This window comes from Mesorhizobium zhangyense, from assembly GCF_011045115.1.
Taxonomy (GTDB): domain Bacteria; phylum Pseudomonadota; class Alphaproteobacteria; order Rhizobiales; family Rhizobiaceae; genus Mesorhizobium_M; species Mesorhizobium_M zhangyense.
On the sequence record NZ_JAAKZG010000008.1, the window covers coordinates 25006 to 38222 of the forward strand.

At 62.6% G+C, this 13217-nt stretch carries 7 protein-coding genes; 5 read left to right on the plus strand and 2 right to left on the minus strand.

From position 1 onward, the window contains the following. Positions 1-41: 41 nt before the first annotated feature. Both G6N74_RS18760 and G6N74_RS18765 read right to left on the minus strand, forming a co-directional pair. Positions 42-1526 (minus strand): lipopolysaccharide biosynthesis protein, encoded by a 1485-nt coding sequence (locus G6N74_RS18760; RefSeq protein WP_165119483.1) that lies wholly within the window; start codon positions 1524-1526, stop codon positions 42-44. A 601-nt stretch (positions 1527-2127) separates the two neighbouring features. Beyond that, positions 2128-3003, minus strand: coding sequence for a helix-turn-helix transcriptional regulator (locus G6N74_RS18765; protein WP_165119484.1), 876 nt, complete (start codon positions 3001-3003; stop codon positions 2128-2130). Between the two features lie 256 nt (positions 3004-3259). Here G6N74_RS18765 and G6N74_RS18770 point away from each other — a divergent pair, with 256 nt between their 5' ends. The 5 genes from G6N74_RS18770 to G6N74_RS18790 are packed head-to-tail and all read left to right on the plus strand — an operon-like array spanning position 3260 to position 13167. Further along, positions 3260-4105: a thioesterase II family protein gene (locus G6N74_RS18770; RefSeq protein ID WP_246245818.1), complete on the plus strand. Its 846-nt coding sequence runs from the start codon at positions 3260-3262 to the stop codon at positions 4103-4105. Continuing rightward, positions 4102-5361, plus strand: a complete 1260-nt coding sequence (gene entS / locus G6N74_RS18775) for an enterobactin transporter EntS (RefSeq protein WP_165119486.1) — start codon at positions 4102-4104, stop codon at positions 5359-5361. The genes G6N74_RS18770 and entS overlap by 4 nt, the downstream gene beginning before the upstream one ends. A gap of 24 nt (positions 5362-5385) precedes the next feature. After that, positions 5386-5694, plus strand: coding sequence for a phosphopantetheine-binding protein (locus tag G6N74_RS18780; RefSeq protein ID WP_165119487.1), 309 nt, complete (start codon positions 5386-5388; stop codon positions 5692-5694). A gap of 24 nt (positions 5695-5718) precedes the next feature. After that, positions 5719-5925 (plus strand): MbtH family protein, encoded by a 207-nt coding sequence (locus G6N74_RS18785; protein WP_165119488.1) that lies wholly within the window; start codon positions 5719-5721, stop codon positions 5923-5925. Between the two features lie 45 nt (positions 5926-5970). Further along, positions 5971-13167, plus strand: coding sequence for a non-ribosomal peptide synthetase (locus G6N74_RS18790; RefSeq protein WP_165119489.1), 7197 nt, complete (start codon positions 5971-5973; stop codon positions 13165-13167). Positions 13168-13217 lie beyond the last annotated feature (50 nt).

Consider the following 13217-nt stretch of genomic DNA (forward strand, 5'->3'; position numbering starts at 1 on the left):
CGTGCAAGCCGTGCATGCGGCGGGAAATTGCAGCGTAGCCTTCAAGCGGGGCGAACTTTCGACAGGATTTTGCCAAGGATCTTCTGGATCTCCATCTCGGGGCCGGCTGGTCGCTTCATCAATATCCAGAGCAGCAGGCTCGACCCGCAATACAAAGCGCCCCCCAGCGTCACCAGGAGCGCCAGTTGCTGCACGAGCATCATCTTGTCAGCCGTGTGGCCCAGATAGCGCGCGGCGAGCGTAACGCCTGCCGCCATGACCACGACGCTCGCAAGCGCGCGCACATTCGCCGAGAGTTGTTTCAGCACCGTGACACCGATGAAGCGCTTGACGAGGATCATGTTGACGAGCGCGTTGAACAGGCCGGTGAACACGCGGCCGATGACGATGCCCGGAAGTCCGTAGAGCAGCAGGCCGATGACCATGATCGGAACCCGCACCAGCAGCATCTGCGTGTCGCGGATGAACAGCAGGCGCGTCTCGCCCTTGGCCATGCCCAGCGGCTGCACCAGAGAGCCCAGCGTCTGGAGCGCGAAGACCGAGGCGAGCGACTGGATGACGAAGACGATCGGCACCCATTTCTCGCCCAGCGCGAGCCTGACAAGCGGATCGGCGACCACCGCGACGCCGATGCCGGCGGGAAGCGCGATCGCGGCGACCAGTGCCTGCACGCGCTGATAGGCGGCGGCAAGGCGTGGCGGATCGTGGCTGATGCTGGAAAAGCCGGGATAGATCGTCTGCGTCAGCGGCGCGGTCGCTTCGCGCGTCGGCATCATGGCGAGGTTGCTGCCGACCGAATAATAGCCGAGCGCCGTGCCGCCGAGCATCTTGCCGACCAGCAGGTAATCAAAACGCCAGTTGAGCGTATTGACGATCTGGCCGGCCGTGAGCCACGCGGAGAAGGAAAAGAACTCCCGCATATGCTGGAACGTGACCCTCGGCCGGAACGGCAGCACGAGATAGGAGACGATGACGTTCGTCGCCTGTGTCACCAGCGTCCCGATCACCAGCGCCCAATAGCTGTGATAGATCATCGCGATTGCAACTGCGGCGATGAAGCCCGTGAACTTCTGCGAGACGCTGAGGACGAATTCCTGCCAGAAGATCAGGTCACGCTGAAGCAGGATACGGCGCGGATTGATCAGGCCGCCCATGAACATGCTCAGGCCAAGCGCGAGCATGACCCCGGCAAGCCTCGGCTCTTCGAACAGGACCGACGCCGGATAGGCGCAGACTGCAAAAAGCAGGCAGAGCAGCAATCCACGCGTGGCGTTGAGCGTCCAGGCGGCGCTGAAATGCGATTCGTCGGGCGCCTTGTGGCGAATGAGCGCTTCGGTGAGCGATAATTCGGTGACGGTGCTGACGATCAGCAGCATCGTCGTGCCCAGCGCGACGACGCCGAAATCGGAAGGCGTCAGGTTCCACGCGAGCACGAAAGTGCTCAGCGTCGCCAGCCCGTTCACGATCGCGCGGGACAGGCTCAGCCACATGCTTCCCTTGATTAGCCGGCCGGTGATGCTCGTCATATGGCGATGGTGGTCCTGGTTGCGCGCACCACGAATCCGATCTTAAATCGATTGATCCTCTTCAGATCGACAGTCGTGAAAGCGATGTCCGCCGGTATCAAACCGTACTCCAATCAGGATTGAACGCGGCGGCAATCCGCGCGTCGGAGGCTCTTGTATTCAGCTGATGGTGCTTGCCGATCACGCAGCCGCCCGAGACCGTCGCAATTTAAATGCCGCTATGCTGCACTGCAATAGGCGAGCGATCACGCTTGATTTCAGGCGTTTTTCGATCGGCCCACAGAGGGTGAAGCGGGGCTGCGACCAGCGTGTCGCGGGTTGTCGATCCCGCAGAGCGAGGCGTGTCGTGGCGGTTCTGATAGCGGCTAAAGTGTTTCAGGCGATAGGTCCGCATGTGATTGAAAACATGGCGGCATTGCAGGCCGCCTATCCCGGATAAGCGCGCCGAAGCCGGGAATTATGCGCGCGTCGGAAGTGGGAACCGCGAAAATTGACCTGACATTTCGGGTCGGGCCGCGTCCGATTGTCTCAATCTCGTTCAGAACGGAATTCGAGACAGGATCTGCCAGATGTTCCGCTCGCAGCGCACAATTCTGCCACTTTATCTGCGTCGGTGGCTCGGCAGAACGCCATAGGTCCTTTTGAAGGCAGTGGTGAAGTGCGCGGAGTTGGCATAGCCGGCAAGATGGGCTGCCTGCGCGATCGAGATGCCGTCGCGCTGCAGCGCATCGCTGGCGCGTTCAAGCCGCCTTGCACGGATGAATTCAAAGACCGTCAGCCCGAAATGCTCCTTGAAATGCCGTTGCACGGAAGAGACGCTTGCTCCGACATCCCGCGCAATCCTGTCGATCGTCAGCACGTCATCGAGGTTGTCGACAATGTAGTCCCGGACGCGCTCGCTCTGGCGAAGGCTCATGAGGCCGGGTTTCTCGCGATGTTCCCGGTGATCGAGAAGCGTCGCCCACGAGGACGACAATATGTCGAGGCCACGCGAACTGCGGTAAAGCGTTCGAATCTCACCCTGCATTGACGGCGGCGGATTTATCAGCTGTTCGGCCAGGGTCGTCACATGACGGCATGGTACGTAGCGAAACTGTGCGAGGTGCTCGGACAGGAAGCGGTTGAGCGTCGTCGATCCTTGCGTCTGCGTTTGCATCAGCCAGTCCAGCCAAGGCCGCGGGGCGGAAATCATCGCCTTGCGGATCGGGGCGTCGTGGTCATGAATGAACCGCAAAGTCGAACGACGAGCGACGTTGAGCATGAACACCAGCGGGGCGGCTCCTTCATCCTGACCGGCGTCGATGTGAAATGGCATGCCGTCGACCACGAAGTGCTGGACGCCCTGCATCAGCACCATCAGGAGAAGCTTCGGCCAGATCTCGTAGGTCCTGGAATCGGTCGTGCAGGTGGGCACGCTATCGACGCTGCCAACAAACAGCTGATGCGGAATCTCGGGCTTCAGTGCCACGTGCTGCATAAGATCGGTCCCAATCAGAAATCCAGATTGTCTAACTGCCGGCAGTTCCCCTCGCCGTTTGTGCGTAGCTATTTGCCGTTCTGGCGTAGCCCGCTTCGGTCGACGTGAAACCGTCCTTCCTATATATGAGGAAAAATATCAAGTTTAAATGTCCCTGTGTTGCAGGGCCGAGCAGGCGCGATCGGCGTGTCTCCCACCCTTGCGCCGCCACCGTCTGGATAGGCGCGTCAGACTTATAGGAAACGCTGTGGCCACCATGTCCGAGTTGAGCGAGCGGTTCGTCGATAGCCCCTGGCTTGTCCGTTTCCGTGACGTCGTCGAACCTGAAGCTCGTATCGTCTGCTTTCCGTTCGGTGGGGGAAGCGCTGCCTATTTCGCCCGCTGGGCCTGGCGTGTAGGTGATGCCGCCGATCTCGTTGCGGTCCAGTATCCGGGGCGCTGCTCGCGTGCATCGGAGCCTGCGCTCGTGGATTTCAACGTACTCGTAGACAGTGCGGCCCGTGCGATCGCGCCGCTTCTCGACCATGGCAAGGTCGTGTTCTTCGGTCACAGCTTTGGCGCGCTCGTTGCCTTCGAGGTGGCGCATCTTCTGTCCGAACGGGGCCTGAATCCGCCGCAGCATCTCGTCGTCTCGGCGCGAGGCGCGCCGGGTGACGATCGAGGCGATGCCTGTTCCGAACTCGGCGAGGAGGACTTGCGCGCACTCGTCCGCCGTCTTGATGGGATGAGCGAGGAGGCAATGGCCGACGAACGGCTTATGGCTTCGATCATACCGGCCTTGCGGGCCGATCTGATGGCACTTGGTACCTGGCGCTACAAGCCGCGATCCCCTTTGGCGATGCCCATGACGGCAATGGGTGGCAGCGAGGACCGGGACTGCCCGATCGAGTGGCTTGATGACTGGAAAAAGGAAACGAGTGGCAACTTCACGCGACGCGTATTTTCAGGCGGACACTTCTATCTGAACAGGCATAGCGATGCCGTGCTTGGCATGCTTCTTGACGCAGCCGGTCTCGAACTGCCTCGGCCGAGGCCGCGACGGATCGTTCCGGCCTTTACCCCGGAAAAGCTTCGGCAGGTTTCAGGCGGAGCCCGGCCATGACGGTGTCTCGCCTTTTCGTCGACATATCGCTGCTCAGGACCAACGCCAATTTCCGGCACGTCCTTCTGGCACGGACCATTTCGCTGATGGGGCTTGGCATGCTCGCGGTCAGCGTCCCGATCCAGGTCTATGCGATCACAGGGTCGAGCTTTCAGGTCGGCATCGTGGCAGCACTCGATGGTGCGGGAATGTTCGCAGGCCTGCTTCTCGGCGGCGTGCTGGCCGATCTCTACGACCGCCGGCGTTTGATCCTGTTTGCCCGCAGCATCTGCGGCCTTGGATTTGTCGCCCTGGCCGTCAACAGCGCGTTTGCCTCTCCTTCGGTGGTCGCGATTTGTGCACTCGCCTTCTGGGACGGGTTCTTCGGCGCGCTGGGCGTTTCCGCGCTCATGGCGGCAATGCCGCATATCGTCGGCCGTGAGAATCTGATGCAGGCGGGGGCGCTCGGCATGATGACGGGACGGTTCGCCAGCATTATCTCGCCGGCGCTGGGCGGGATGATCATCGCCTGGGTTGGCCTCACCTGGAATTACGGCATAGCTGCGGTGGGCACGTTGCTGACGGTTCTGACGCTGCTCAGCCTGCCGCGGATGGTGCCTGAACGACACGAGATCGAGCATCCGCTGCGCATGCTGGCGCAGGCTTTTGTCTTCCTCTTCCGGCAGCGTCTGCTGCTTGGCATCTTTGCGATCGGCACGCTGCTGACGCTGACGAGTTCGATCAGGATCCTGTTTCCGGCGCTCGCCTCCGGCCCCTTTGGCGGCGGCGCCTTCGAGACCGGATTGATGTATTCGGCCGTGCCGATCGGCGCGACCGCGGGTGCCGTGCTGAGCGGCTGGGCGCGCAATCTCGAACGACCAGATCTGGTCATGCTCGGCATGTGCATGCTGGCTTTTGGGTGCGTCGTGGCACTCGGGGCGGGTGGCCACATCTACTTCGCGCTTCCGGCCCTTGCCGTCTACGGCTATGCGACCGCCATCGCCTCTCTCCTGCAATACACCATGATCCAGGCGCACACGCCCGACAGCTATCTCGGGCGCGTGAACAGCCTCTGGGCAGCGCAGGATACGCTGGGCGACATTGTCGGCGCTCTGGCCATTGGTGCGATCGCCAATGTGTTTTTGCCGGCGCAGAGCATTCTCCTGCTCGGCGTGACGGCTCTGGCATTGGGCCTGCTTCTGGCCTTGCTGTTCCGCGCGATGCGTCGGGCGGGGCTGATCGATCTGCGCGCAGGCCTTGAAGGAGCCAGCTCATGACGCTCCGTTCTTCGACATCTTCACATGAAGGCCGCGCAGCGGCGACTGAAACATCAGGAGGCCAGGATGCTTTCAAATGATCCGGTGACGCATGCATCTCTTTCGAAAGAGATGCTCAGGCAACAGGTCATGCGTTTCCTCGATGATGAGCCGGCCGACGATGACAATCTCATGGATTTCGGCCTCAACTCCATCGCCGCCATGCAGCTCGTGGCCGAATGGAAGCAGGCAGATATCGAGGTGAACTTCGTCGAGCTTGCCCGGCGCCCGACCATCGATGGCATGTGGGAGCTGCTGCGGCAGAAAAGCTCGGCCACGGCCCTGGTAGCTTAATCGGTCAATCGAGGAGGCAACACCGTGACCGATGATCTCAATGTGAACCCTTTCGACGATGAGCGGCATCGCTTTCTGGCGCTGCTCAACGGGGCCGGACAGTACAGCCTGTGGCCTGCCTTCGCCGGTGTGCCGGCAGGCTGGAGCGTGGTGTTCGGTCCACAGGACCGCGAGGCCTGTCTCGCTCATATCGCAAGCGTGTGGACCGACCTCAGCCCCGTTGCGGCGTGAGGTGCACGCACCCGCTCTGCCCGGTGCGGAACCAAGGGACTTGTCATGCATAAACTTCCGCTCGTAAGCACTCAGCTCGGCATCTGGCTGGCAGACCAGGTCGCTGCGCGCAAGAACCGCTATGTCATTGCGCATGGCATCGAGTTCCGAGGCGGAATCGATGTCGAAGTGCTGCAAAGAGCGATCCGTATCGGCCTGTCCGAGGCCGATACGGTCACAGCACGCTATTTCGAGGACGAGGCCGGAGCCTGGCAGGGCATGCCGGACCCGGTTTCCGTGGCCGATCCGGAAATCCTCGATCTAAGCCGCGCAGCCGACGCAGAAAGCGCCGCGCGTGCTTTCATGGAAGGCGATATCGCGGAGGATCTGCCGGCCAGCGGCGAGCGGCTGCTTTGCCGACAGGTGCTGATCAATCTCGGCAAAACGGATGGGGCGCCGCACTGGTTCTGGTACCAGCGCTACCATCATGTGATGCTCGATGGCTTCAGCTTCACCGCGCTGACGCGGCGGATCGCCGAGATTTATAGCTTGAGCCTGCGTGGTGAACCGGTCGACCCATCGCCTTTTGGAAAGGTTTCGGAGGTCGTCGAGGAATACCGCGCCTACGCTCAATCCGCTGCCTTTTCGGCGGACCGCGATTTCTGGGCAGGGTACTGCGGGGATATTCCCGCAGCCTGCAATCTGTCGATTCGCCGTGATCTGCCCAGTCTGGAAAACACCTCCGGTGTCGTCGCTCATTCGCATCGGCTGCCGTCCAAAAGCCTCGCGACGTTGGAAGCTTCCGCGGCGCAGCACAAGGTTGCCGTATTCGACATCCTGATGGCGTCAGTGGCTGCCTATCTCTTCCGTGCCTCGGGCGAGGCGCGTCAGGTGGTCGGCATTCCCTTCATGCGCCGCATGGGGTCAGCTGCCATCAATTCCGTGGCGCCGGTCGTCAACGTGCTGCCGGTGCGCGTCGATGTCGACGGTGCGCTCCCGCTCATCGCAATTGCCGAACGCGTTAAGGCGGCGTTGCGCGAGGTGCGCAGGCATCAGCGATACGACGCCGAGCAAATCCAGCGCGATCTCGGCCTCGTCGGCAGCGGAAGGGCGCTATACGGCCCGGTCGTCAACTATCGCATGTTCGACTACGACCTGAAATTCGGCGACCTCCGCGGTGTTACCCACCACCTCGCGACCGGTCCCGTCGACGATATCGAGTTCGGCATTCTCATTCATGAAGGGGTCATCACGCTCGAACTGCGCGCCGATGCGTCGCTTTACGACGAGGGGGATCTGCACCGCCATGCAACGCGCTTGGCGGGCCTGATTGAGGCGTTCTGCGAGGACAATGAAACTTCGATCGCACGCCTGCCGGTGACGGAAGACAGCGAGGCCCGGTTGATTGCCGCGAGCGCCACTGGCGCTGCCATCGCGCAGCCGGCGGAACTCACCACCATTCTCGATGTCTTCATCACGCAGGTAGCGAAGACGCCCGATGCGACTGCTCTGGTCTTCGGCGAAACCGCCCTGACATTTGCGGAGCTGTCGACGCGCGTCTTCCGTCTGGCGCGCCTTCTCATCGGCAGAGGCATTGGCCCCGGCGATGTCGTCGCCGTCGCGCTGCCGCGCTCGGAAGAGGCGGTGATGGCCATGCTTGCCGTGCTTGCAAGTGGCGCGACGCATATGCCGCTCGATCTCGATTATCCGACTGAACGTCTAGCCATGATGTGCGAGGACGCGCGCCCAGCCGTTGCCCTGACCACGCAGAGCGAGGCCACGCATCTGCCGGCGAACCTGGACCTGATCTGTCTCGACGATCCGTCGGTGATCGCCGCTTGTGCTGCCTGCTCGGAAACCCCGGTTGCTGCAGCCGAGAGAAAGATGCCGCTCGGCGCCAACTCGATCGCCTATGTCATCTTCACCTCGGGTTCCACCGGACGGCCCAAGGGCGTCATGAACAGCCACGGTGCCTTGCTCAACCTGCTTCTGTCGCATCGGCCCACGATCTACAATCCGGGTCTTGAAGCCTTCGCTGCGAGGCAATCGGGGAGGGCGCTGCGTGCGGCACATACCCATTCCTTCGCCTTCGATTCGTCCTGGCTGCAGATCTTCTGGATGCTGCTCGGGCAGGAACTGCACATTATCGACGATGAGTTGCGCCGTGATGCCGAAGGGCTGGTCGAGGTCATCGATTTGCTCGGCATCGACGCCATGGATCTGCCGCCTTCCTTCTGCGCGCAGATGATGAATTGCGGGCTTCTGGCGTCCGGCCGTTATCGTCCGACCGTGCTGCTGATTGGCGGTGAAGCAGCATCGCCTGCGCTCTGGACCGCCTTGCGACAACACATCGACCTGCAGGCGCACAATCTCTACGGGCCAACCGAATACACCGTCGACACGCTGCACGCGCCGATCAGCACGGCAGATCACCCGGTGATCGGCCGACCGATCGGCAACACGCAGGTCTATGTCCTCGACGGCTTCCTGCAGCCGGTGCCGGTCGGCTTCGTTGGTGAGCTCTATATTTCGGGCAGCGGCCTTGCCCGTGGTTATCTCGGGCGGCCAGACCTGACAGCACAGCGCTTCGTCGCCAATCCTTTCCGAGCCAGTGAGGTCATGTACCGGACCGGCGATCGTGTCCGCTGGAATGAAGCCGGGCAGGTCGAATTCATCGGCCGCAGCGATCATCAGGTGAAGGTGCGCGGCTACCGGGTCGAGACATCGGAGGTCGAAGCGGCATTGCTGGCGCTGTCCGGCGTGCAGGCAGCGCTGGTGATCGCGGAGGCGATGAACGGCAGCCATCGCCTGATCGCATACTGCACGATGGATCGGGCGGCTAGCGAAGACAGGCCGTCGCTCTCTCTCGCCTTGCGCCGCAGCCTGAAAGACAAACTGCCCGACTATATGATCCCGGCGGCGATTGTCGTGCTGGATGCGTTTCCGCTGACAGTGAACGGGAAGGTGGATCGCGCGCGGCTCCCGGCTCCGATGGTATCGGTAGAGGCGGCGCCATCGACGGCTGGCGAGCTTCTCGTCTGCAAAGCCATGGCACAGGCTCTGAAGCTACCCGCAGTGGGCGTAGACAGCGATTTCTTCTCGCTTGGCGGTGACAGCATCACGGCCATCATGCTTTGCAGTGCCTTGCGCGCAGAAGGCTTCCTTCTGCGGCCGCGCGATATCTTCGCCGAGCGCGATGCGCGCCATATTGCCCTCGCGATGAGGCCACTGGCGACCCAGGCCACTGCTGCAGAGCCCGTTGCAACGCTTTCGCTCACGCCTGCGGAAGCCATGGCGCTGCGGGCACGTTACGGCCCGATCGATGCGGTAGTGCCGGTGCTGCCCACTCAAAAGGGCATGCTGTTCCACGCACAGCTCGGCGACCAGGCCGGGACATACAACGCCTTCACCCGGCTCGATCTTGATGGTCCACTCGACATTTCAAGGCTTCGCCGCGCCTTCGATGCCGTCCTGCGCCGTCATCCGCAACTCGGCGGTGTCTTCGACATGGAGGGCCGCGACGAGCCGCTGCTGCTGGTTCCGAAACTGCCAGAGGGAACAGAACATCTCTGGCCCTGGGCCGAACACGACCTCTCCGCGCTGGCTGCTGATGAGCAAATGGTGGCACTCGAGCGAATTCAGGCTTTGGCGGTCGAACGTGACCATGTCGGTCCTGCCTTCCGGCGGCTGTTGAGCGCCGCGCTGGTGCGGCTTGGCGAGGAACGGCATGTCCTGCTGATCGTGGTTCATCACCTGATGATCGACGGCTGGTCGACACCGCTCCTTCTTCGCGACCTTCTCGATGCCTACACGCTCGATGCCCGCGAGCTGCCGCCTCAGACCGTCAGCTACGCCGACGTAGTGCGCAGACTGGCGGCGCGCGATGCAGCGCCGAGCCGGGAGATCTGGGCGGCAGCACTCGACGGTGCTGCCCGGACCTGCCTTTTCGATCATGTGACCACGACTGGCACGGTCGAGGAACACGAACTGTCATTGTCGGCGGAACTGTCGGAGGCATTGCTGTCGCAGGCACGTCAGCGCGGCGTCACGCTCAATGTGCTGATGCAGGCCGTCTGGGGTCTGGTTCTCGGCTCGATGGCCGGCCGCGACGAGGTGATTTTCGGCACGCCGATTGCCGGCCGCTCGGCACCGATCGACGGCGTCGGCGAGCAGGTGGGCCTGTTCCTGACGACCATTCCGGTGCGGGTCGCCTTGCGCCCGGAGGTCTCGCTCTGGGATCAGATGCAGGGCATGCAGACGCAGCACGCTTTGCTGATGGAGCGGGACGATCTTGGCCTTGGTGAAATCCAGGCCCTGGCCGGCGGCAAGACACTGTTCGACACGCTGCTCGTGGTCGAGAATTACCCTGACAACGACTATCTGGAACGGGACCTTGCCGGGCTTCGTGTCCGCAATGTCCACAATCGCGGTTATAGCCATTATCCGCTGGCGCTGCTGGTGCTGCCCGGCCGCGAACTGACGCTTCTCATTGAAAATCGCGGCGCCGTTACCGATCCACGCGCGCTGGCGGAGCGGATCGCCGGCGTGCTCGAAGTGCTGGCCCGCCGGCCGGGCTGTCCGGTCGCCGCGCTTCCGGTCTGGGCACCGCGCGATCGGGAATTGATCGAGAGCGTCAACACGACCGCTCATCCGCTGCCGTCGCTGACATTGCGTGACCTGCTTATCGCCCAGGCGGGCCGCACGCCCGACGACATTGCGCTTGTCGACGCGGACGGCGAATTGACTTTCCGGCAGGTGCGCCAGCAGGTTCTGCATCTGGCGGAGCGCCTGCGTGGAGAGGGGGTGAAAACTGGTGACGTCGTCGCCGTTGCCCTGCCGCGTTCCGCTCGGCTGAGCCTTGCCATTCTGGCGGTGATCGAGGCGGGCGCAGCCTTCCTTCCGCTCGACCTGAGCTATCCGCCCGATCGGCTCGCCTTCATGCTCGACGATGCGAAGCCGCGCCTTGTTATCGCCGACGGCAGTTCGCGGTCGCTCGTCGAGGAAACGGTGCCGCTGCTCCTGTTCGAGCAACTTGCCGATTCTTTAATCGAGGTTCGCGACCTGTCGGCGGATCAGGCGCTGACGCCACAGCATCCGGCCTATGTGCTTTACACGTCCGGTACGACCGGCAGGCCGAAGGGCGTGGTCGTATCACATGCGGCGATCGTTAACCGCATCCTCTGGATGCAGCACCAATATCCGCTCGATCGCAGCGACGTGGTGTTGCAGAAGACGCCCTGCGGCTTCGACGTCTCGGTCTGGGAATTCTTCTGGTCCTATATGGTGGGCGCAAGTCTGGTGATGGCGCCGCCCGAGGCGCATCGCGATCCCGCCGCGCTGCTCGACCTTATCGAAACTCAGGGCGTGACGACGCTACATTTCGTGCCCTCCATGCTTGCCGTCTTTCTTGCCACGACGAAGGAGACTGCCGCACCGGGCGCGCAGCCCTGTTCTTCAATGAAGCGGGTCTTCTGCAGCGGCGAAGCATTGGCCAAGGGTCTGGCACGGGAATTCACCGGTCTGTTCAGTGCAGAACTTCACAACCTCTATGGCCCCACGGAAGCCGCTGTCGATGTCACCTACGCTCCTGCTTCGGGCGATCTTGTCGCCGGAAGTGGCGGCGTGCCGATCGGCCTGCCGGTGTGGAATACGCAACTGCGCATCCTCGACCATCTGCTCCGCCCAGTACCCGTCGGGGTCGCGGGAGAACTCTATCTCTGCGGGGTGCAGCTTGCGCTTGGTTATCTTGGCCGTGCCGAGCTGACTGCTTCGCGCTTCGTCGCCGATCCGTTCGCCGAGGGGGAGCGCATGTACCGCACCGGCGATCTGGCGCGCTGGCTGCCGGATGGACAGGTGGAATATCTCGGCCGCACCGATCATCAGATCAAGATCCGCGGCCAGCGTGTCGAACTCGGCGAGATCGAGGCACAGATCGAGCGGTTGCCGGGCGTGCAACAGGCGGTGGTAAATGCCGTCCAGGTCGGGCAGCCCGGTCTTGCCGGTGCGGATGAACGTCAATTGGTGGCCTATGTCGTAGCTGTCCCGAACGGATCGCCAGCGCTCGACACCTTCGCGGACACGCTGAAGGCGGTACTGCCGGGCCATATGGTGCCGGCCACCTTCATCGCTATGGACGCGCTGCCGCTGTCGCCCAACGGCAAGCTGGATCGCAAGGCGCTGCCGCTGCCGGCGGCGGCTGAGTCCGCCGCGGGGCGGGCGGCGGCTGAAGGACTGGAGAGCCGGATCGCCGAAATCTTTGCCGATCTGCTCGGCCGCGAGACGGTCGGGGCGGACGAGGATTTCTTTGCCATCGGCGGCCACTCGCTTCTGGCGATGCGGCTGGCCGCACGCATCCGCCGCGACCTGAAGCGGCAGCTTTCCGTCGGCCAGATCATGGTGATGCCGACGGTTGCGAAACTCGCGGAACACTTCGTTGCCGGCGAACTGGTCGGCGGCATGGCCAAGGACGGTTTTGAACTCGTGATCCGTCTCAGGCCGGGCGAGGGACCGCCACTGATCTGTATCTATCCGGCGTCGGGCGTGTCCTGGCAGTACAGCGTTCTGTCGCGCTACCTGAAAAAGGACATGCCGATCATCGGCCTGCAGTCGCCGCGGCCGCAGGGACCAATTGCCATGAGCGAGACGATCGACGAAGTCTGCGACAGGCAGATTGCCATCCTGCGCGAGGTACAGCCCGCCGGACCCTACTATCTTCTCGGCTATTCGCTCGGTGGCACGATTGCCTACGGGCTTGCGGTCAGGCTCCGGCGTCTGGGCGAGACGGTCCGGTTCCTGGGACTGCTCGATACCTACCCGTCCGAGGAACACGACTGGAGCGATCCCGACGGTGCGCAAGCCAATCTCGGTGCCGAACGCGAGCAGGAGCAGTTCATCAACGATGCCATGGCCGATGTGATGGACGATGATTTCCGCAGGGAAAAGGAGGAAATGTTCGGCCACATTTTCGAGAACTACGGCGACAGCGTCACCCTGCTCTCGAAGGCGACGACCCCCGACTATGACGGGCGGATAACCCTCTTCGTCGCCGGCAAGTCGGTCCCGCCGGGTATCGACCCGGAGACGTGCTGGAATAGCCGCGTCTCTTCGCTTTCGATCCATCGTCTGGCGCATTGCTCGCACGAAGACATCATCTCTCCGGCGTCGCTCGAGATCCTCGGGCCGTTGCTCAACACCTTGATCCTGGAGGCAGACCCTCACGGTGGAACGGTTGCTCCGATGCTGCCGCAGGAGGCTGCGGAGTGAACGATGCCCAAGGTCGATACGCGTGCCGCAGAATTTCAATGACAGGCAAA

Bases quoted from the DNA above. Each gene is read 5' to 3' on its own strand.
- entS (WP_165119486.1), top strand. From the start codon at position 4,102: ATGACGGTGTCTCGCCTTTTCGTCGACATATCGCTGCTCAGGACCAAC.
- G6N74_RS18765 (WP_165119484.1), bottom strand. From the start codon at position 3,003: ATGCAGCACGTGGCACTGAAGCCCGAGATTCCGCATCAGCTGTTTGTT.
- G6N74_RS18780 (WP_165119487.1), top strand. From the start codon at position 5,386: ATGAAGGCCGCGCAGCGGCGACTGAAACATCAGGAGGCCAGGATGCTT.
- G6N74_RS18770 (WP_246245818.1), top strand. From the start codon at position 3,260: ATGTCCGAGTTGAGCGAGCGGTTCGTCGATAGCCCCTGGCTTGTCCGT.
- G6N74_RS18790 (WP_165119489.1), top strand. From the start codon at position 5,971: ATGCATAAACTTCCGCTCGTAAGCACTCAGCTCGGCATCTGGCTGGCA.
- G6N74_RS18760 (WP_165119483.1), bottom strand. From the start codon at position 1,526: ATGACGAGCATCACCGGCCGGCTAATCAAGGGAAGCATGTGGCTGAGC.